The sequence below is a fragment of the Chengkuizengella sediminis genome, from assembly GCF_010078385.1.
In the GTDB taxonomy this organism is placed as follows: Bacteria; Bacillota; Bacilli; order Paenibacillales; family KCTC-33759; genus Chengkuizengella; species Chengkuizengella sediminis.
On the sequence record NZ_SIJC01000002.1, the window covers coordinates 1 to 22262 of the forward strand.

The following is a 22262-nucleotide window of genomic DNA, read 5'->3' on the forward strand; positions in this document are numbered from 1 at the left end:
ACCATCAAGACCCGCCCAGGTCGCCCTTCTTTCAATACTACTTGTTCTCCAGACTTAATGTGATCAGCTAAGTATACACCTCCACCATTGCTAAAATGTAAAGCTGATTCCTATATACTAAATGATAAAAGATGGCTCGATGGAAATGTTTATTTTCGCTATGGTGCTTATGAAAAAATGTACATTAAGGATGATGCATCTTACGTAGATTATTTTTTACCAGAATATTCTTATTGCATAATTATACAGAAGTCCGTATTATGTTATTTATAACAAACATATATTAATTATTCAATTAAAGCGGTGCAATGATGGTGTTGTTTGAAAATGTTTTTATAAAAAATTTATATATTAGTTCAATTATTATTAGAAAATTCAGAAAATTAATATAATTAAGTTTCTAATTATTGAATACCATGATGATACATATGAATATTTTTATTTATAACTAAATAATTAATTTAATTTTGGAATGAACAGTTTCTATGATGTATAAAAGATGTCTATTATTTAGTTGTCAAGTTTTCGTATCATAGTTAGTTTGTTACAACTAACTTAAATAAAGGAGGTGATATCTAATGTGAAGTTTGTATGATGGAATCTATTTGTTATAATTATGTTCTTTATTTTCAAATGTAAGGGTTTTCAAGTAGAGGTAAAATGATTAATTTAATTGGGAGGAAATAAATATGTTAATGTTCAAAAAAAATTATCTATCTAGTTTTATCATTTGTGTTATGTTTTCATTCGTTTTAGCTTTGATCACAATGAGCGTATTTGCATCAGAGGTAAATGCAGCAGGATATGTGGAGATCGATAATGGTGACTATAAGGTATATGTACCTGAAGAAACAGCATCTACAATGGATACGGCTAGTTCATCAAGCGGCGATTACAAATTGCCTCCACTTATCGTCCCTGCTACCGAAATGGAGGATGCATATCCAGATTCTACGTATCAAAGTAGAACAATTTATCCAGGTGTAGTACCAGAAAGATTTGATAATATACCAGTTAGAGTTAAAATAGGTACGGGCGAATATGATGGAGAAAATAATCAATTCTATAATTCTGAATTTTACGAAGATCTCGCAGGAAGGGATATAAGTCATTTAAATGCTATGATAAGTGATGAAGGTTATGATATTGGTGTCTCTACATTTCTAGGTATTTTTGATCCAACAAACAACGCAATTGTAACTACATTCCCACTTCAGGGTGATGTTCCTGAAGGGATTATACTTTTACTAAATAAAGAATCACACTTTGCTGAGGGTCTCACGTTAGATATTGAGGAATGGTGGCAGTTAGCGCGTGCTGGAATTGCACCTGATGGTACAGCAAGTACCTTATCAATAGGAATGGAGTATGGATTAAGTACGGAACAGACTGAATCAGCGGTTATTACACATGGATTTGGAACAGAGGCTAAATTGGAATATGAAAACCAATTAGCTGGAATTACAGTAGGTGCTACTCTGAGTTACAACTATGCAGATGAAAGAACATATGCAATTTCTAGAACATACCACGCAGCTACTACAGAAACAGTTTCATTTGAATTTGGATATTCTGGGGGAAATGCATACAAGTGGGGTGTATATAATTTAGTCACAAATGTAAAAGTAAATTATAATTCTGGAGTCAATTTTGGCAAACTAGATGATGTTTTTGATAATGATTTAGATGATGTAGGACTTACAACTGAAAAGAACACTTATTTTATACAAATGGTTAATAAATTGCACGCTAGTGTTTCTACACCTGTTTATGATGTAGATACAACACTAGCAGTACCTCAAATAACAGCTACTCCAGATTTTGGTAACTTAACGACAACAATTTCTTGGAATCCAGTGACTGATTCGAATGTTGAAGGTTTCTTTGTTTATAAAAATGATAGTATTGCTGCAACGATCTTAGACCCAACAGTAACGAGTTGGACTGACGTGAATGTAAAACCTGAAGAAAGCAATACGTATAAACTCAGATCGTTTCGTCAGGATAATCTATATACTATTGTGGTACTTTATTATACGGTGTCAAATTATAGTAATGAACAAGTAGTAACATTGGATTTAACAAGTCCAGAAGACGTTAGAGAGTTTGCCGTTGGTTGTTCCATTCCACTTGAATGGACTGATTCTCAACCTCTTGTAGGGGAAAGAACTTGGTATAATATACATCTTGGAGACCCATCTTTAGGCGGAGATTTAATAGGTTCGTTTGAAGGGAATGATACTTCTATAAATATATCTCCTGAATTATATGACTTATTAGTGGCAAATCCAAATGATGATCTGTATATTACGAAAGAAATACTTTATGATGGTCAAATTATTCAATCAGATGCTATTTTGGTTCCTAATAATTTTACAGTGACAGAAACTGCGTTTTTATTTGAAAATTTAAATTTCAAAGGGGATTGTATTACAGTAAGTAAGGGTCAATCTTTGCCTAATTTACACGATGCAACATATGATTTTGGTGACAAATTGAAATCAATGATAATTCAAGGAAACGTATATGTTAGACTATTCGAAGACGGGGACTATCTAGGGTATGCACAAGCGATCTTCTCGGAGAACGGTTATTATTATAATCATGACCTTGACTCAAAACTTATACAATCGAATACGGTGTCTTCTATAGAAGTAAAAGAACAAGAAGACGGAGTCTATGCATTTAGTGGGTATGATTTCACTGGTGATATAAAAACATTGACTGGTACCGGGACTGGTGGTGTAAGAATGGGTTATGATGGCTCGGGAATGGATCATTTTCTTGGAAATGATAATTTAGATTCGGTGAAAGTTATTGGTGATTGGGCATTAGTTGCATATCAGGATGTTGGCTTTAAAGGAAATTTGGCTGTCATTAAAGACGGTTATGGAGAACCTAATTTAGCTGATGGTCATGCTCTTAATGATAATGCAGCTTCATCAATTAATGTGTTCAAAGGCGAAGGTGTTTATTTCTTTAATGATTTTGGTTTAAGAGGAGCTTATGAATATATTGATTATGAATATAAATGTTCCTTTGTCGAAAATTGTGGAATGACTAATGACAGATTGTCATCCGTGCTAACTATCGGGAACCGTGGTGTTACATTGTATGAACACAGTAAATATGGCGGTAAAGTACAAGCAATTCGACATAAAGATGATAGACTAGATAGTTCAGGAAACGTAGGAGATAATACAGTTTCGTCGTTTAAAATATTCGGGAAAGGTGTTTATTTATTCACCAATGCTGAATATGATGTAAATGGGGGATATACAAATGTAACTACTCCTGGAAATCATTCGTCAATTGACAGAGTAGATTTTAAAGATAATACACTAAGTTCAATATTTGTTATCGGTTATAAAGTTACATTATACGAAGATCCTAATTTTGGTGGAGCAAGTGAAGAGTTTAATGACATCGTGGGTGACAGCATCAAGCCGTACGATAATGCTTTTGGCACTCCTAATGAAAATACTATTGGAAATGATAAAGTTAGTTCTCTCATAATTGAAGAGTTGTAATATAAGAGACTAATAAGAGGAGCAGTTTCAACTCGTGAAATGTAGATACATTCACATAGGGGACTGCTCCTCTTCATGTTTAAGCAATTCATTTACGGTTTGCCCTTTAGGGGTGAGATTGTCACTCCGTTACAAGGTCTTTTTTTGATTCCTTGTTCCTTCTTTTCTTTTCCAATTACAACAGATTTCTTTTTATCCCGTTAATATGTATTATTCATGACAACATTAAAGATCATAACTCCAATGGTACCTCCAATGGATCTAAAAAATGTAGATGCAGAGGTCACAGCACCTAACTTTTCTTTTGGAAATGCATTTTGTACAGCGATCATCAATGTAGGCATCACTAACCCCATTCCAAATCCCATAACAATCATAAATCCATCGGCTGTCCACATTGTTGACTCCAGCCCCATCGTGCTCATAAGGAAAAATCCTATGCTTGTAATGATCATTCCTACGGTAAGGTTTGTTCTATATTTAATTCGCAGTAACAACCTACCCCCTATAACGCTCGCAACAATTAAAGATATCATCATGGGTGTCATTGTAGATCCTGCTTCTATTGGTTGGTGAAACGCCTAAACTTATCTCCACTCGGTTGGGAACATATCACATTAACAGGTGATTACGTATGGCAAACAAAGAACAGATTTTAATAATCTACGGCCATTACGAGAGAAAAGCTTTATGAAAAAGCGATAAAAATGAACAGTCGATTCCTTAACGTAAAGGGAATCGGCTATTATGTATCCAAATTATGTCTAAACGTACAATTTTCTTTTTTTGGTGTTGTGACCCCTATTAATCTTCTGGTTCAAGCATTTTACGATTATCCCTAACATGTCTGAATTTGGATAAGTTTTTGTAGATTTCAACGCGAGCGCGATTGATACCACCGATAGGTTGATGTTCTAATAATGTATGACCTGGTGAAAATGACATTTCCTCAGCTAACTCATCTCTTTCTTTTGTTCTAAATGTTTGTTGAGGTATTTTTATAGTTGCTACCTTTATAAAAGGAGAATCTGTTTCCTTCCACTCGACACCTGCATCTTCAACTGGCATCAAGAGAGGATCTTTTTGAAACTGAATCATAAAATCAAAGCTTGCCTCGTGTTCTCTGAGATGTTTTTCAATATTATCTGATAAATAAGTATTCGTCAGCTCATTTGGTAAAGAGCTTTTATATGTTGATGTAGGGATAATGGAGTATTTAACAACGTTATTTTCACCAAACAAATAAGGTGTTGTACTCCAAAAACGAATATCTAATGGGGAAGTTTGATTTTTCTTTCCTTTTTTCATTTCTTTAAGGAGATGTCCTTTTCCAGAAACCATGAATTTTAGAATCATTACTAATGGGTTCCATTTAAGAGCATAGTAAACTGCATCATGAAATAATTTGACCGTTCCTAATGGCATGGTTGGATGACTCAATAATACAAAATCTTGCGTTTGTTTTTCCTCTTTAAGATATTTTTCACCTTCAACATCAACTAGTTTAATGGCAAAGCCACGAAAATCCTTCTTGTTGTCTGATTGTGGTGTTCCACTAGAACTGGAGATTCTGATCCAAGCGGGATAAGTTTTCTCCTTTTGGAAAAGTCCAACTTTAAGTTCTTCAGGAAGATTTGATGCAATTTCAAATTCAGCTTTTAATAAGGCGAGATGTTTAGGGTGAGCATCTCTTTTTGTATTTCCTTTTTCATAACTTTTTTCCATTTTTCCTTGTAATAAAGATTGCATTGATTGTATTACTAATGCTTCATCAGCAGGGATAGATTCAAACTTTGTTGGTGAATATGTATTTTTCATAACTTGACTCCTTATATTTGAAATAAGTTTATTATGACTGTTTTTTATTAGTTATTAATAACTATTATACAGACTTTGTTTTTATATTATATAATCTTTGTTTTATTTTCAAATTGTATTTTATTCCATCTAAAATATTATGCTAAAAAGATTTATCTCTAATATACTCACGTCCGGTTCTGTTGCAAAAATAGTCTGCTAGAAAAATAGAGTACCAATTCTCTTAGAGTTTATGAATTCTTTCTCGTTTTGGACAGACTCCAACTGTTGTTGGTCAATCTGTCCTTTTCTTACATATGCATGGCTTCCACGCCACTCAGTATAGAGATCGTTAATGGCTACATAATTATTGTAAACAACAAAAATATGATACAATGAGTTCTTAAATTTTACTGGTGGTGATGCAGGTAGGTAAAAACGAAAGTTAAAAACATTACATCTACGAACTGACAACGCAAAGTGAACGATTATGAGTAAAATAATATTTTCTGAAAACAAATTAATATACTTCAAAAAAATCCAAATGTGCAGCGGGTTAGTAATTTGGCTATTACTTATACAGATGCTTTCAAAAATAAATTTATGGATGAATATCTTAGCAGGGAAATTCCCAAGACAAATATTTGAGGAACATGGTTTTGATATTGATATAATAGGCTTAAAGCGAATTGAACAATCAGCGCATAGGTGGAAAAAAGCTTATGAGAAAGATGGGATGATTGGGCTTACAGATACTCGCAAAACCTCTTCTGGAAAGCCTCTAAAAACGCGAACTTTCTCAAGCGGAAATTATAGAGAGACAGGAAGCAAGAATTAAGCTCCTAGAAGGACAGGTCGATCTATTAAAAAAGCTTGAAATAACAGAAAGGAGGCTACTAAGCAGAGGAAAAAAACTAGAACTGAATAAAATATTTCAGTTGATTTATGAAACATTACAACAAAATATCACAATATAGGAATCATCTTCTAGTTGCTTAATTCTTTTTTTACTCTTTCTTTTTTAAAGGACAGGAAAGTATATAATTATCCTTTATTCCTCAAGAAAAAAATCTACCTCTGGTAAGAAGAAAAATAATTGACAATATTATTTAATATTTATATATTTTATTAGGCGCCTAAATTCACACATTAATTTAAATATCAACTAAGAAGAGGGATTAAAAAAATGAAAAAATCAAAAAAACTATTTGCTTTAATAACTGTATTGTGCATCACTTTATCTCTACCAGTTTCAATGGGGAGCTATGCTGCTGGGAGTAATGTTAATATTAATAATAATGCGGAATCTGTTATTAATAAAACGAAATTTGTTATAGTAGACACATTTGGTTCAGATAATAGAGGCTGGATAGGTGATTTTGCAGATTATCCGGTAGATTATGATGAGTCTCAGTATCAATTACAGTTTTCAAGAGAGAGTTTACCAATCGAGATTGATCCAGAGGGAAATGGCTTATTTTTAAGTGGAGTTAATAGAAGTGACGATCTTTTTATGTTTATAAAAAAGAAAGTAGATACAAGTTACGGTTTGAAACCTAATACGAATTATTTGGTAAATTTTGATATTGAAATTGCTACAAATGCTCCACAAGGGGCTTTTGGTATAGGAGGAGCTCCTGGAGAAAGCAATTATGTGAAAGCTGGAGCAACAACAGAAGAGCCAGCAATTATTATACAAGACGGTTTTTATCGTATGAATATTGATAAAGGAAATCAATCTATAAGTGGCGAAGAGGCTATAGTTCTTGGTAACTTAGCAAAATTAAGTACTATATTTGATTTTTCCTATGAATTGAAAAACTTTAACAATGATAACTTTGATGATGCGTTTATTGTAAAAACAGATGAAAATGGAGAGTTGTGGTTATTAGTTGGAAATGACTCAGGGTATGAAGGACTCACAAGTATCTACATTCCGAAAGTGAAATTCATATTAACTGAAGCATAAGTAAGTAATTAAATCAATTTTTTATATGTAAGCACCCTAGTGGTGCTTTTTCTTTATTTTGCTTGTACAGAAGAGTACATTTCATCACTTTCAGCAGAGGAATAAAATAAACGCCGAGTGCCGAGATGATAATATCGTTTCAATTAAAGTATTAGAGAAACTGCAAATGAATAGAATTGGAGAAAAAGTAGAATATATATAAATCAAAAATTACCAATATAATTATGATTAAAAATATGTTACAGTGTAATAAATAACTATCTATAATAATTCAAAATCATGAATGTTTATGATACATTACTATATCTTATTTTTGATAAATGACTCTGTTCCTGTTTAAGACTCTCCTTGTTCGTGATCCCAGCGATAAGGAACAGATCGGGAGCGCTGATGGTGAGCGTAAATAATCACCAATAAAAAAGAAAGTCCTTACTAAGATATGACTCTTAATAAGGACTAGTACAAACAGCTTGCTTTTATATTATCCCAATTATCAATTAAAATATAACAGTTGGTTTTTTACATTCCAGCCCATAGATAAGAGTCCAAGCAACTTCATTAGATTGTTCATAAGATAGTATGAAATGTTATTTTAATCTAATAAAGTAGGAGGTAAGATTTATGGGCTTAAAAAAGGACCTTTTGTCGTTGCTGACACGGTTTCAGTAGATGATCCATATGATGCTAGTGATCCAAATGTAATTTCTATTCCAACTCCCGGTGATTCTGAGGAAGTACTTACTGTGGATGTATGCGTTAAATATCCACATAAAACACAAGTTTCACTTGATTCAATGGTTCAAATGGGTGCACAAGCGACTTTGCAACTTCCAACCGATGTTACATTTTTGTTTGAATATGAGCTCCTTCGTAATGGAGATCCCATTGCAATGATCACTGATGAAATGGATTATCGAGCAGTAGGAACTAGTGGAATAAATGGTAGACATATGAACTTTCCTAATTTTCCTTTAGTGGATGATAGTCCTGATCTTGGAATGAATACCTATGTACTAAGATGTACAAATTCGTCAAACCAACCATCCCCATTAATCACAATTGGCTCTCGTAGCCTAAAAGCAACAGTATTTGAATGCTAGAGCTAGATACGAGTTTGAAAATAAAATTTTATTGGTAAACGGTTAACAGAAAGGCGCTAATATGGCGCTTTTTTTGTTGGGAAAGTATCATCCATTGTGCTAGGGGAGGGAAGCAGGGTGATAAAAAGAAAGTCCTTACTAAGATTACTCTTAATAAGGACTTAAGACATGCCAGGGCAATTTTTACAATGAATTTGATACTACTTCTCTGTTTTAAAATGAGAGAAGAATGACTCTATACAGGCATTATCTAAGCAGTTTCCTTTGCGAGAGTGGCTGCCGATCATGCCTAGGTCTTGTAATCGTTTGTTGTTTTGTTTGGATGTGTATTGGAACCCTTGATCTGAGTGAATGATGGTTCCGTACACATTTCTTTTTTTATGTACTTCCTCTAAAGTGTCCTGTACAAGTTTGAAATCATTTCGATTGGATAGTTTCCATGCGACAATCTCATTGTTATACATAATCTTGAATTACGGATAAATAATAAAAACGATTATGAAAAGGTATATACGTAATTATATTTATTTTTATATTAATATCAAATAATAACTAAAATAATATAACAATAAATAAAGATAATAATATATAAAAGTATGTATTCATTAATACTATATAAAAGATAATCAATTAACATATTAAATATCAATATAAAATGTTCCCTGCCGAGAATCCACTTACTATAATCTCATTGATGGGGATCATTCTTTTAGATTATTAGAAATTACTTCAAATTAATGCCATCTCAGAAATTCCAATTCTTAATGTTCTATATAATTTATCTACTATTCAAATCATATTTTTGTTAATTTTAATAGAATTTATTCAATATATTCATATTGATATTCTAAGGTGGGCTGTAAGATTGTCTTTATTTCCTTTCTACCCAATTTTAATTGTTTATTTTATTTTAGGTTTATTTGCTCCGTTGTTATTACTTCAGAATAGTGTAGTTGATTTTATAGAAACTTCAGATAGAGTAGACTTATTTATTGATTTTTTTTAGGTATATCGATAATTTACTAGTCTTTAGAAAGCACGTAGGGGGATTTTTTTAAAAAATGAATTTCTTTTTTTAAACACCTAATGCTTATATCTAGAAAAAATAGGAGGCTCTATTGATGTAAAAGAAAAAGCATGCAATAATTCTGTTCATACTCAACGGCAGTATTTGCAGGAGAAAATTATTCTGAAAATAAAAAGGATATTGTTGATACACCCATAGAAGCAGGTGAATTTAATACTTTGGTAGCTGCTTTAAAGAAAGCTAATTTGGTGGAGACACTGAAGGGAAAAGGACCATTTACTGTATTTGCTCCAACAGAAATTATAAACTTCTGAAATAAACAATCGCTTTTGCTCTATCATGAATGCCAATCATCTCGTAGATTTTGCTAATATAATTTTTGACCGTCCCTTCCGTAAGAAATAGTTGTTTAGCAATTTCTCTGTTTGTCAATCCATCACATATTAATCGTGTGATTTCAAGTTCACGATTAGAAAATGGATGGGGATCACCTTGCACAGCTACTTTAGATGGGTTTAAATGTTTGGAAAGCTTGCTGGCTAGTTTCCCTGGTAATATAACATTGCCAGCCATTGCATCTTGGATAATGTGATAAAGTTGATGCCCTTCAATATCTTTTAAAATATATCCTGACGCACCATACTGCAAAGCTTTCATTAGATCAGCGTCATCATCGAATGTAGTTAATATAATGACAAAAATATGAGGAAAATTTAGTTTGATCCGTCTTGTGCATTCGACACCATCCATTACAGGCATACGAACGTCCATTAGGACAATATCTGGTTGCAACCGTTCTACAAGTTCAAAGCCAACCTCTCCATTAAAAGCTGTACCAACCACCTCAAATTGATTATTTAATTGTAAAATCGTTTTTAACCCATCTACCATTAGTTGTTGATCATCTAGTATTACAATTTTAATTTTATCCATCTTCATGCTCCTAGTCGTCCTTATATTTTTCATCATGATGTGAACTTATCGTCTTACCAATAGGCAATTCAATATGTATAGAGAAGCTTTTATCAGGAACAACAGTAACATGAAAATATCCTCCTAAGCCCTCTACTCTCTCTTTCATATTGTTCAATCCAAATCCCATATGTATCATAACGGGTACGGATCCAAAATTAGTTAACTCCAACTGAATAACTTGACCCTTTTCTTTAATCAATAGTGTAAATCGTTTACTATTTGCATGCTTTAAGCCATTCGTGAATCCTTCTTGAATGGCATTATACAACACTCTTTCTTGTATCGGCAGCAAAGGGGTTTCAATCTGTATTGTATAATCAATTTCAACGAAGCAGTGTTTCATTGTATTATGAACAAATAATTCAACGGAAGATATAAAGCCTAGAGGGTGGTGCCCATCCTTTAACATATTTATAGAGGTACGCAAGTCAGCAAGTCCCTTTTTTACTTGGTTTCTCGCTATATCTAATTTTTTCAGCGATAAATTTGGATCTTTTTCTTTGAGCATTTTGCTTGCTTCTAATTCAATTAAAGCAACGGTCAACGTATGCCCAACGGTATCATGTATTTCACCAGCGATACGATTGCGCTCCTCCACTAAAATCATCTCTTCCAGTTCCTTATTTTTCATTTCTAACTCCTGCATCAGTTTTTTTAGTGCCGCAGCATTCATAATCTGGCTTTTAGCTAGATAAACAAAGGATAGGATCATACTGTAAACAAGCACAGAATTAATAATGAAATACAATATATCCATAAAACTTGTATACGATTGTTTTTCTATTTCCATCCCTAAATACATCACAAATGTGACAAAAGAATACGGTAATGTGAAATGATATGGATACTTAATAACTAAATCGGCGACTAGAATAAAAAACAATCCTTGCGATATGTTCGTTTGATCAACATAACTAATTATGAGTAAAGGAAGGATTTCCATGCATGCAACAATATAACTCCATTTGTTTTTTTCAAACTTAGAGTATACCATCGTCCGCAAACTTGTTATCGTAAGTGATGCAGTAATGGCAAAGAGAATATACAGTTGATTAGCAGGATTTTTTAAATAGATAATCAATAAAAGCAGGACAAATATGATTCCAAGTGTATAAGATTGTATTTTGCTGTGAAAACGCATTGTTCACCTTCTTTCATTGATCCATTTCCAATCCTAACTAGGGATCACCTTCTATTTCTCCACTAGAAGGTGTAAAACCTCTTATTTTATCGGCACGATTTTACTCCCTTTTTTTTTAAAAATATGACTTAAGTTATGACCACAGTCAGTTATCATATGACCTATTTTAATTTTATACTGTTTACATCCAATAGAAATGGAGGTAATCAAAATGAAAAATAAAATATGGATCATTGGTTTATCCATAATTTTTATGATCTGTATTGTATCTGTGATGTTCCTGAATAAGTCAAGTGATGATCCATTTCCCACCATTCCGCAAACCGCTAAAGCAGGGGATCTCATTCATAAAAAAAAGTTGACTTATTCATACGGAAAAAATGAATATGATGCAGAGTATGGCATTCTTATCGTACCTGAAAATCGCTCGAAGTTGGATTCAAAATTAATAGGTATACCAGTCGTCAAAGTAAATGCGGTAAACGAGTCACCATTAGCACCTATATTTATTTTAGAAGGGGGACCAGGAAACTCAAATATGCAGTTGCAAGGTCCCGAAGAGCTGCTATTATCACATGACATGGTGCTTGTTGGATATCGAGGGATGGATGGTAGTACAAATTTAAGGAGCAAGAAGCTTGAAAATGCATTAAGAGCAGACGATTTGCTGTCTGAAGAGGGACTTTCACAAATCGAAAATATTACAAAAGAAGTAATTCGAGATTACCAAGCGCAAGGCATAGATTTATCTGGATATAGCCCTTTCGAAGTTGTACATGATCTGGATGCAGCTAGACGCGCATTGGGATACGATAAGATCAATCTGTACAGCGTCAGCTATGGCACAAGACTCGCACAATATTACGATAAATATTTTTCCGAACATATTCAATATGCTGCGTTGTTAGGTATTAATCCACCTGGTGCTTTCATGTGGGAACCTGATGTGATGGATTCGGTTCTTGAGCAATATGAAACACTTTGGAAAGCTGAAACTAGTCATTCCAAAACAGACAAAAGCCTAATACAAATGATGGATACCGCTTTTGATGACGCTCCAGACCGATGGCTCTTTTTTAACATTAATAAAGATAAAATTCGTGTCGCTTCCTTCTTTTTATTGATGGAGACAGAAACTTCTCCTTATGTATTCGATGCATATCAAGCCGCTGCAAACGGAGACTACAGTGGTTTCGCTGCATTGACTTTGGCCTGTGATTGGCTCTTACCTACCGCCAGCAATTGGGGAGATATGTTAGCAAAAGGCGTGATGGATTATGATAAATCTAGAAACTACAGAAAAATAGAAACCGATGCACACACGATTGGATCACCGGTGTCTAAACTGCTTTTTGGTGGATTTGCCCAGTCCTGGCCAAAGTATCCCGTCGCTGAGGAATTGAAGCATGTACATCCCTCTTCCACTCGAACACTGTTGATCAACGGGAATCTAGATATGTCAACACCTGCGGTAAATGCGGAAAACGATCTCATCCCGCACCTTTCCAATGCAACCTATATTAAGTTACATCATATGGGACATACCGTAACAGAAGCACAGCCGCAAGCAATGGAAAGATTACTTACTTCTTTTTACCGTACTGGAATCGCCGATGATTCATTATTTATGGAAGAAACGTTCAGCTTTCATTCCAAATTCAACATCACTACGATTGTCAAAACGATTGTTTTCCTACTATTCTGTATCCCTATTATGATCATTATCGCGATCTACTTCATTATGAAGAAAATTAGATCCAAGCAAAATTTCATATTTGACCTTCTCGCTAAGAATTTATTTTTACTCTGAAAATTCTGTATCTATCAAAACAGCTATGTCTTTATCCCAAATAAGTGTAGGGTGTATGATCATATCCTGTCCCATAAATCTTTTCTTTCAATCTGAAATATTTCGATTCCTTGCGCTATATGCATGTTATCCCTCCATAAGGTTCACTTAATTATCCCTCTCAACTTTCATTTTAAGTCTAGTATGGAAGGGGAGGGAAAAGCTGTCATCCTGTGCTCTCTACTAACCTGGTTTAAGATCACAGTCATATCGCATAAAAGATTTCTTAAGGTGCAGCTTCTGACTCTCATTTTAACAAGCAATAATTTCCTTAATCATAAATTCTTTTCCGCATAATATCTCGGAGTTTTTACTTCCACAGTTTGGACATTTATTATGATTCTCAATGAGGTTAAAAACTTTATTACACTTTTTGCAAATAGCATTACCCGGTAATATCTCAATTTTTAGTTTCGTCTCCTGCAGCATTGTACCGTCGACTGCAGCGGGATAACATGCCTCAATATATTTAGGAATCAATGATGAGAGCTCTCCAATTTGAAGAACTAAAGTGTCTATTTTTGTTAATGCATTTTTTTTTGCGAAATCTTCTACAGATTTAATGACATGAATAGTAACGCCTAATTCGTGCAAATGAACTCACCCTTCTTATCAAAGTATAAAGAACGGAAGAACTTGCGCCCCTCCGTCTCTTACTTCGAATAATATGTCAATTATTCTGTCTTGCCTTTTTCTTTGTAGAAAATTGATCTTAAAGTCTTAGGTACCTTATTGGTTACAATTTTCACTTTACGTTTCACCATATATTTCTTAATGGTGGGTCTCATTTCGCTCAACTCGATACTAGCAGCATCATATTTTCTCACCAGTGAAATTGCGTCAAACTTACATTTGGTCACGCAGGATCCGCATCCTACACACAAAAACTCATCAACAACTGTAGCGCCGCAACCTAGGCAGCGTTCCGTTTCTTTTTTTATCTGATCTTCTGTAAATGTGGAGCGTAGATCCTTGAAAGTTTTTTTGGATTTATTTCCGTCAACATGATCTACTGTTTGTCTTGGAAGATGATCGTATCCTTCAAGATCAAGGTTTTCTTTATCAAACGCACGGTAATCTCTCTTCGTACGGCCGAGCAATAAACTTTGTCCAGGCTGAACAAAACGGTGGATTGAAATTGCACCTTCTTTACCCATTGCAATAGCATCGATAGCAAATTTGGGGCCTGTTAATACATCACCACCGGTGAATACATCGGCCTCCGCTGTCTGGTAAGTAACAGGATCTGCTTTAATTGTCTTGTTGGGAATCAATTGGATTTTGCTGTTCGCAATCAAATTACCCCAATCTATTGCTTGACCTACTGAAATCAGAACATTGTTCGCTGCGACTATCTTCGTTTCATTTTCATCAAATTTTGGATTAAACTTTTTATTTTCATCAAAGACAGAAATACATTTTTTGAATTCTACACCTGTAACACGTCCATTTTCCGTAAGAATACGTTTAGGCCCCCAAGAATTGTTGATACAAATGCCTTCTGACAATGCTTCTTCAATTTCTTCGCCCATGGCTGGAATTTGTTCCCAATTTTCCAAGCAATACATATTTACTTGCGATGCACCAACACGTGTAGCTGTCCGTGCAACATCAATAGCAACGTTTCCGCCGCCGATTACAATCGCCGGTCCTTCCATTTTCATCTCTTCATTGAAATTGACCTGACGCAAGAAATCTACCCCAGTGATAACCCCTTCGGCGTCTTCACCTTCGATACCGAGCTTTCTACCTGCCTGAGCACCGATTGCCAAATAGAATGCTACAAATCCCTGACCTCTTAAGTCCTTAAGGCTTACATCCTTACCGACTTCAACGCCGGTTTTAAACTCAATACCCAATTCTTTTAAAATGTCGATTTCTGCATTAACAACATTTTTTTCGAGTCTGAAAGAGGGGATACCGAGTGTCAACATACCACCAAGTACTTTTTGTTTTTCAAACACTGTTACTTTATAACCATCAATAGCCAGATAGTAAGCACAGGAAAGACCAGAAGGACCTGCACCGATAATTGCAATTTTTTTCTCGTATTGATGGTTTATTTGAGGTACATAACGACGATCCGTGTTCAAATCCTGTTCTGCAATAAATTTTTTGATATCATCTATGGCGATAGGATCATCAATATCGCCTCGGGTACAGGCGGATTCACAATATCTCGGACAGACACGTCCGCATACTGCAGGGAACGGATTTTCTTGCTTGATAAGTTCAAGGGCTTCGGTATATCTTCCTTGGGAAGCCAGCTTAATATAACCCTGAATGCCAATATGAGCAGGACAATCTGCCTTACAGGGACTTGATCCGGTATCAACAACAACTTCTCGGTTAAGACGATAATCCGGATTCCATTTGTCCGAACCCCACTCTGTATTATATGGAAGATCTCTTTTCTTTGCGATACTAGGAGTTATTTCGCATATTTTCTGACCCAATTTCAATGCATCAGAGGGACAGTTTTCAACACATTCTCCGCAGGCAACACATTTGTCTTTATCTACCTGTGATACATAATTTGAACGTACAATATCAGGATTTTTAAAATAATTTGCATGTCTTAATGCGAGGCAAGAGCATCCACAGCAGTTACAAATTGCGTGAGTTTTTCCGGGACCTTCAGTATTAGCTATCTGATGCATCAGACCGTTTTCTTCCGCTTTTTTAATAATTTCAAAAGCTTCTTCACGGGTAATCTGTCTGCCTCTTCCTGTGCGAATGTAGAATTCGGCGCCTTCGCCTAGCTGAATACAGATATCTTCCTTCAAGTGACCGCAGCCTTCACCCATGGATTCTCTGACTGCACGGCACGCACAATCGGAAACAGAAAAAATTACATTTTCATTCAGATACATAGATACTTCCTCATAAGATGCCCTTTTGGTTTCACCATCTATGGCGCTTTCTATGGGGATAACCCTCATTACGCCTATACCCACCGGAACGTTTCCAGCTAGCATCTCACCTTTACTTCTTGAATATTCTTCAAAGCACTCGGCAATCTGTGGATACTTTTTAACATTTTCCTTGTTGACGACCATGAATTCCATAACGCCTGGAACCCACAGGTCAAGCTGAAATTTATCGACGCCATCTTCGGACAAAAAACTGATAACGCCATCCATTGCTAACTGGTAGAGGGTTTTTTCCACTTCCGCCACGGGTTTAGCGCACAGAGCAGCAATTTCCTCCTTGGTCTTTGGCTTCCTCAGCTCAAGGCAAAGTGCGACTTCGGCCATTTCATCGGTAACAACCGGCTCCAGAATTCGGTATTCCGGGTCTTCCGGTTTCACTTCATATTTTGAACCACGTTTTGTCCGGCTAATCTTATTCGCGAGATCAAGAACTTTTTCTTTTACCATAAAGTTCAACTCCTCATCATAATGTTCTTCTATGTATTATTTTTGGTTCCAACTTTTGATTTCAGTGCGTATCCAGTCGGCCCACTCACCAATTCCCTCACCGGTTTTAGCAGAGATTGGGATAACCTTGATATTGGGATTTAATTTACTAACGCGCTCTTTGACTGCCTCTATATCAAAATCAAAAATATCTATTGCATCGATCTTATTAATCAATAAAACATCAACAATTGAAAACATTAAAGGGTATTTTAGTGGTTTGTCATCTCCTTCCGGTATACTTAAAATCATGGCATTTTTTGATGCACCAGTATCAAATTCTGCAGGACATACTAAATTACCTACATTTTCTAATATGGCGAAGTCAATTCCTTCTGTTCCCAGTTCAGACAGACCTTGTTTGGTCATATCTGCATCGAGATGGCACATCCCGCCTGTGTGCAATTGGATTACTTTTGTATCTGTTTGCGCAACAGTATGAGCATCGACATCTGAGTCAATATCAGCTTCTAAAACTGCAATGTTCATTTCATCTTTCAAAGCGTCAATTGTTCTTAAAACAGTTGTTGTTTTACCCGATCCTGGTGATGACATCAAATTCAATAAAAAGGTCTTGTCTTTTTTCAATTCTTCTCTAAGCAAATCCGCTTGCCGTTCGTTATCTTTGAAAACGTTTTCCTTAATCTCAATAATTTTATATGTATCCATACCATTTCCCCCTCTATTTGATTTAAATGACCATCTACTAAAGTTGGTAGATTTGGATAAAAATCTCCAAGACTATAGTATTTTTTCCAATTGAAAACAAAAAATAACATTACCTACAAATTCATTTTAGCATCAAATTCTTCTTAGGATTCTGAACTTTTTGTGTTCTTTGCCATAAGATATCATCTTAGCATCATAAAGAAGACATGCAGCAGATTTTAGAGGAAGGCTAGTTATATGAAAAGTTAAAAATAAAAGAACAACTGTACAAAATTAAGGGCAAATTTTTAAATGTGGTATAATAATCAATGTTAAACTGGTAGATATTTCATATTTATTAAACTGATAAGGAGGAGATTTATGCTAACGACCGTATTAATCCTCATCATTGTAATCATGATTATTCCTTTAATTTTATTCTTTTTCTTTTTTAATTACGATAAAAATCAAAGACAACACTCTATTTTAAGAAACTATCCTGTTCTGGGGCGAATCAGATATTTATTAGAACACACAGGACCAGAATTCAGACAATATTTGTTCGATGGAGATACACAAGGTAAGCCATTTTCCCGCAATGATTTTTTAAGTATTATTTTCCCCTCTAAATACCTTGAAACGATCATATCCTTTGGTTCTAAAAAAGATTTTGAACAAAAAGGTTATTTTCTTAAAAACACTCTTTTTCCAAAGTTAATGGAAGAAATGAAAATTGATAACCAATTTGCATTAAAAACAAAATATTATAAAACAAAAGAAGAAACACTTTTTAAACGAAAAGAAACATTTACTGATAAACAAGTGAAACCTTGGTTATTACACAATGAAAATGTTGTAATTATGGGTGAAAAAACATGTGAATATCCTTTTCAGGTCAAAGGACTCATTGGAATGTCTGGTATGAGTTATGGTTCTCTCGGTGAAAACAGCATTGAAGCATTATCCAAAGGACTTGGTATGGCAGGCGGAACTTGGATGAATACTGGAGAAGGCGGCATTTCAGATTACCATTTAGCTGGTGATGTTGATATTATTATGCAGATCGGTCCTGCAAAATTTGGTGTGCGTACTGACTCTGGTGAGTTAGATTGGGAAGAATTGAAATTAAAAGGATCAATACAACAAATCAAGGCTTTTGAATTAAAATTAGGTCAAGGTGCTAAAATTCGAGGTGGTCACTTACCTGCTGAGAAAAATACACCAACGATTGCAAAAGCACGTAAAATCGAACCTTATACTACAGTTGAAAGTCCAAATTCTTTTGAAGAATTTAGAGATTTATCGAGCATGTTTGACTTTATCGATAAAATTAGAAAAACAACGGGGAAACCAGTTGGTATTAAGATGGTCATTGGTGATGATACGGAGTTACATTCCTTTGCAAAATATATGAAAGAAACAGGTCGAGGCCCTGATTTTATTACAGTAGATGGTGGTGAAGGTGGTAGTGGTGCTACTTACCAAGAGATGGCCGATTCTATGGGACTTCCTATTAAATCAGCAATAATGATTACTCATTCTGTATTAAAACATTACGGTATTAGGGATCGAGTTAAAATTATTGCATCCGGTAAGTTATTCACTTCTGACAAAATTGCAATCGCTCTATCGATGGGGGCTGATCTCGTGAGTATGGCACGAGCCTATATGATCGTTATCGGATGTATTGGTGCTCAGCATTGCCATAAAAACACTTGTCCTGTAGGTGTTGCGACAACCAATCCGAAACTTCAAAAAGCGCTTGTGATAGAGGATAAAAAATATCGTGTAGCTAATTTTATGATTACATTGCGACAGGGGTTATTTACATTAGCAGCTGCTGCAGGACTAGATTCTCCCACTAAATTTAATAGTAGTCATGTTGTGTATAAAGACGACTCAGGACGTATAACTCGTTTGAAAGATATAGAGAAAGATATTAATCATAGTGTATCTTTATATCAGAAAGATCTTGACGAAACTATATCTACAAATACTGATCAGCAAAAATTAAGTGGATAACTGATAGGGGGTTGATAATAGTGGAAGAATTTTTTAACAATTACAAAGGCACCTTTATTTTGCGGGATATAAAGAGAAAAAGTACTTTTGTATACAATGAAGATAGAGCAAATCAACCATACACACCAGTATCTACATTTAAAATACCTAATTCGTTAATTGGACTACAAGTTGGGGCAGTTGAAGATGAATATGAAATAAAATACTGGGATGGAATTAACAGAGGAATTGAAAAATGGGATCAAGACAATACCCTTAGTTCAAGCATGAGACATTCAGTAGTATGGTATTATCAAGAAATGGCTCGCGATATTGGTGAAGAGCAGATGAAGAAGTGGATTCAAAGACTTTCATATGGAAATGATTAAGAAAATACACATTATGTTCTTTATGGGAAAACGGGCACAAGATCGGATTATCAATTAGGATGGTTCGTTGGATTTGTGGAGAATGGAAACGATGCTTATGTTTTTGTTACAAATATTGATAATTCAGGGCTCAATGCAAAAACTGTTACTTTAAACATATTGAATAATCATCTTAGACAATCTAACTAGGAATTAATAATCGTGTATATGATTTTATCGATATAGTTTGTAGAATAGAAACAAATTAAATAACCTTAGCCCAATAGAATATAGGACCAAGGTTGCTTAAAAGGCATCTTTTTAACGTAGAGCATAGTTTTTCATAAAATATTTTACAGTTGAACCTCAGTGTAAATTTGGAATGTTACGCCAAATTTATCCGTTACAATACCATAAACAGGGAAAATGGGAGTTTTTTGAAGTGGCATGATTACTTGCCCGTTATCCTGCAATGCTTCAAAAATTTGTTTTGTCTTTTCATTGTTTTCAGTTCTAATACAAATTGTAACTTGATTTCCAATTTGATGGGGTTGACCTGGATGTTGATCAGAAAGCATAAGGTTTGAATCTCCAATTTTAAGCGATGCGAATCCAACAAATTCCTTAGCTTCTGCTGGTATAGGATAATCGGAGTTTTCACACATCTCTCCCAAAGATTGGTTAAAGAGGATCTCAGCATCTAATGCTTTTTCATAAAATTGAATGACTTCTTTTCCATTTCCATTCATCATCAAATAAGGGGATAGTTGCATTGACATTAATAAATCAGCTCCTTGGCTTTTAGTTTTTTTACTCAACTTCTTTTTTATGTTTTAAGTTTAGTTATATCATTTATGTTTTAGATCACTGTTACTTGCAAGTTAATGAAATAGTGTACCTCACATTATTACCATATTTTGATTATACAGTTAAGAACATATGTTTGCAAGTGTTTATTTGTTATTTTTAGAACGTAAAAAAGATCACAAACCACCTTACCAAGAAGATAAAGCAGTATGTGATCTTTATTGTTCAAGTAGATTCACTAATTAAGTAAATCTACCTTTCCTTTAAAATAAGTCCCTTAAAAAGGACTTATTCAACGATCTAAAGAAGTTACTAGGACTTGATATTCTTAATTGCTTACTTGTGCTTCAGTAAACGTTGCTTTCACCTTCGGAATATAAATACTTGTAATGCCTTCAAAACCTGAATCAGTTCCGATTAATAACCAGAGCTCTCCATTTTCATCTGTTTTTGCAATAAATGCATCTTTAAAGTTAAGATTGTTAAAGTTTATAAGTTCATAGGAAAAATCAAAAGTACCACTTACTTTTGCTAAGTTACCAAGAACGATCGCATCTTTGCCGCTAGTAGATTGATTTCCTTTATCAATATTCATGCGGTAATAACCATCTTGAATAATCAATGAAGGTTCCTCTGTTGTAGCTCCGGCTTTAACATATACACTTTCTCCAGGAGCTCCCCCTACACCAAATGCCCCCGCTGGAGCATTTGAAGCAATCTCAAATTCAAAATTCACCAAGTAATTCGTGTTAGGTTTAAGACCATAACTCATATCCACTTTCTTTTTTATAAACATAAAAAGGTCGTCACTTCGATTCACTCCACTTAAAAACAAAGCATTACTTTCTGGTTCAATCTCACTTGGGACGCTCTCTCTAGCATACTCTAGTTGATACTGAGATTCGTCATAATCAACTGGATAATCAGCAAAATCGCCCGTCCAACCTCTATGATCCATATCAAATGTATCTTCTATAACAACTTTTGTTTCGTTGATGATAACCTTATTGGCTTTTCCTTGTGCTGGAAAAGATTTAAGGATACGACCAGACAATGACACTGTTACATCCATTCCTTCTACTATTTGATTAAAAAGTTCTACGTCATCTGTATGAACCCAAATAGGAAGGATTCCGTAAGATGTATTACTATTGATTAGGAGGAATCTTTGGTTCTCTTGATCAATAGAATCTACCATTCCACGAACCTCTATAACTTCAGAAACAGTGTTATCTACTGTAATACTAGCAGGTTTTAATTTATTTCCAGCTGTATCAACTGCGATTTTATCGCTTAATTGAGTTTCAGCACCATGACTTGCGAGTGGAGCTGAAAGAGATAAAGTAGTGACCAATAGAGTTGTTGCTAAAGTTAGTAATTTTTTTGATTTTTTCATTTTATAACCTTCTTTTTTAATAATTTACTAAATTTCGTTTCTAAGTATAAATATTTATATAATTTATGAAAATTATGGCGCCACTAGAAAAATATACATATTTAAAATGCCATTGTCAATGAATTTAAAATTGATTTTTGATCAGTTTTTTCTTGAAAATCAGGTAAATCTATTAAAATCAACATTCATAACGCTTACATTTTTTGTGAAGAAGTTGTGAATTTTTTTGCTGTAA

General features: G+C 34.4%; 19 protein-coding genes and 2 pseudogenes. 11 read left to right on the forward strand and 10 right to left on the reverse strand.

All coding sequences use genetic code 11. The annotated features are described in order from the left end of the window. The first annotated feature begins 87 nt into the window (after positions 1-87). The gene (locus EPK97_RS22680; RefSeq protein WP_476695765.1) at positions 88-273 is read left to right on the forward strand and encodes a class III lanthionine synthetase LanKC N-terminal domain-containing protein; all 186 of its coding nucleotides are present in this window, start codon (positions 88-90) and stop codon (positions 271-273) included. A gap of 416 nt (positions 274-689) precedes the next feature. Then, positions 690-3530, forward strand: coding sequence for a beta/gamma crystallin family protein (locus EPK97_RS04630; RefSeq protein WP_162035459.1), 2841 nt, complete (start codon positions 690-692; stop codon positions 3528-3530). Positions 3531-3730: 200 nt separating this feature from the next. On the opposite strand, the gene EPK97_RS04635 is transcribed toward EPK97_RS04630, so the two are convergent. Both EPK97_RS04635 and EPK97_RS04640 read right to left on the reverse strand, forming a co-directional pair. Continuing rightward, entirely contained in the window at positions 3731-4096 is a 366-nt protein-coding gene (locus EPK97_RS04635; protein WP_420826777.1) for an MFS transporter, read from the reverse strand. Positions 4097-4334: 238 nt separating this feature from the next. Next, entirely contained in the window at positions 4335-5348 is a 1014-nt protein-coding gene (locus EPK97_RS04640; protein ID WP_162035461.1) for a catalase family protein, read from the reverse strand. Positions 5349-5817: 469 nt separating this feature from the next. On the opposite strand from EPK97_RS04640, the gene EPK97_RS21680 reads away from it, so the two are divergent. The 3 genes from EPK97_RS21680 (at position 5818) to EPK97_RS04655 (ending at position 8396) form a co-directional block, all read left to right on the forward strand. Beyond that, positions 5818-6165, forward strand: coding sequence for a hypothetical protein (locus EPK97_RS21680; RefSeq protein WP_240903699.1), 348 nt, complete (start codon positions 5818-5820; stop codon positions 6163-6165). A gap of 348 nt (positions 6166-6513) precedes the next feature. Then, positions 6514-7296 carry a PEP-CTERM sorting domain-containing protein gene (locus EPK97_RS04650; protein WP_162035462.1) on the forward strand — a complete coding sequence of 261 codons (783 nt, stop codon included), beginning with the start codon at positions 6514-6516 and terminating at the stop codon, positions 7294-7296. Positions 7297-8039: 743 nt separating this feature from the next. After that, the gene (locus EPK97_RS04655) at positions 8040-8396 is read left to right on the forward strand and encodes a hypothetical protein (RefSeq protein WP_162035463.1); all 357 of its coding nucleotides are present in this window, start codon (positions 8040-8042) and stop codon (positions 8394-8396) included. A gap of 203 nt (positions 8397-8599) precedes the next feature. On the opposite strand, the pseudogene EPK97_RS04660 reads toward EPK97_RS04655, so the two are convergent. Next, positions 8600-8915, reverse strand: a pseudogene (locus tag EPK97_RS04660) (transposase); the annotation flags it as partial. A 346-nt stretch (positions 8916-9261) separates the two neighbouring features. On the opposite strand from EPK97_RS04660, the gene EPK97_RS04665 reads away from it, so the two are divergent. Together EPK97_RS04665 and EPK97_RS21685 are read left to right on the forward strand one after the other, a co-directional pair. Further along, positions 9262-9402: a hypothetical protein gene (locus EPK97_RS04665; RefSeq protein WP_162035465.1), complete on the forward strand. Its 141-nt coding sequence runs from the start codon at positions 9262-9264 to the stop codon at positions 9400-9402. Between the two features lie 239 nt (positions 9403-9641). Further along, positions 9642-9737: a fasciclin domain-containing protein gene (locus EPK97_RS21685; protein WP_276609469.1), complete on the forward strand. Its 96-nt coding sequence runs from the start codon at positions 9642-9644 to the stop codon at positions 9735-9737. Here the strand turns inward: EPK97_RS21685 and EPK97_RS04675 are convergent. Both EPK97_RS04675 and EPK97_RS04680 read right to left on the reverse strand, forming a co-directional pair. Then, complete coding sequence (locus tag EPK97_RS04675; RefSeq protein ID WP_162035466.1) at positions 9724-10356, reverse strand: response regulator; 633 nt, start codon at positions 10354-10356, stop codon at positions 9724-9726. The two genes, EPK97_RS21685 and EPK97_RS04675, sit on opposite strands and share 14 nt — an antisense overlap. 10 nt (positions 10357-10366) lie before the next feature. Next, positions 10367-11539, reverse strand: a complete 1173-nt coding sequence (locus EPK97_RS04680) for a sensor histidine kinase (protein WP_162035467.1) — start codon at positions 11537-11539, stop codon at positions 10367-10369. A 211-nt stretch (positions 11540-11750) separates the two neighbouring features. Between EPK97_RS04680 and EPK97_RS04685 the strand changes: the two genes are divergently transcribed. Then, complete coding sequence (locus tag EPK97_RS04685; protein ID WP_162035468.1) at positions 11751-13349, forward strand: alpha/beta hydrolase; 1599 nt, start codon at positions 11751-11753, stop codon at positions 13347-13349. Positions 13350-13640: 291 nt separating this feature from the next. Here EPK97_RS04685 and EPK97_RS04690 read toward each other — a convergent pair whose 3' ends face one another. The 3 genes from EPK97_RS04690 to hypB form a co-directional block, all read right to left on the reverse strand. Then, positions 13641-13982 carry a hydrogenase maturation nickel metallochaperone HypA gene (locus tag EPK97_RS04690; protein WP_162035469.1) on the reverse strand — a complete coding sequence of 114 codons (342 nt, stop codon included), beginning with the start codon at positions 13980-13982 and terminating at the stop codon, positions 13641-13643. A gap of 80 nt (positions 13983-14062) precedes the next feature. Then, positions 14063-16768, reverse strand: coding sequence for an FAD-dependent oxidoreductase (locus EPK97_RS04695; protein WP_162035470.1), 2706 nt, complete (start codon positions 16766-16768; stop codon positions 14063-14065). 36 nt (positions 16769-16804) lie between these two features. Continuing rightward, positions 16805-17476 carry a hydrogenase nickel incorporation protein HypB gene (hypB, locus tag EPK97_RS04700; protein WP_162035471.1) on the reverse strand — a complete coding sequence of 224 codons (672 nt, stop codon included), beginning with the start codon at positions 17474-17476 and terminating at the stop codon, positions 16805-16807. 360 nt (positions 17477-17836) lie between these two features. On the opposite strand from hypB, the gene EPK97_RS04705 reads away from it, so the two are divergent. The 3 genes and pseudogenes from EPK97_RS04705 to EPK97_RS21695 all read left to right on the forward strand — a co-directional run. Continuing rightward, the gene (locus EPK97_RS04705) at positions 17837-19477 is read left to right on the forward strand and encodes an FMN-binding glutamate synthase family protein (protein ID WP_162035472.1); all 1641 of its coding nucleotides are present in this window, start codon (positions 17837-17839) and stop codon (positions 19475-19477) included. A gap of 20 nt (positions 19478-19497) precedes the next feature. After that, on the forward strand, positions 19498-19845 hold the full coding sequence (locus EPK97_RS21690; protein WP_338075657.1) for a penicillin-binding transpeptidase domain-containing protein: 348 nt from the start codon (positions 19498-19500) through the stop codon (positions 19843-19845). A 21-nt stretch (positions 19846-19866) separates the two neighbouring features. After that, positions 19867-20034 (forward strand): annotated as a pseudogene (locus EPK97_RS21695) (penicillin-binding transpeptidase domain-containing protein); the annotation flags it as partial. Between the two features lie 143 nt (positions 20035-20177). Here EPK97_RS21695 and EPK97_RS04715 read toward each other — a convergent pair. Beyond that, positions 20178-20603, reverse strand: coding sequence for a VOC family protein (locus tag EPK97_RS04715; protein WP_162035473.1), 426 nt, complete (start codon positions 20601-20603; stop codon positions 20178-20180). Positions 20604-20959: 356 nt separating this feature from the next. Continuing rightward, positions 20960-22027, reverse strand: coding sequence for a DUF3221 domain-containing protein (locus EPK97_RS04720; protein WP_162035474.1), 1068 nt, complete (start codon positions 22025-22027; stop codon positions 20960-20962). Positions 22028-22262: the final 235 nt, after the last annotated feature.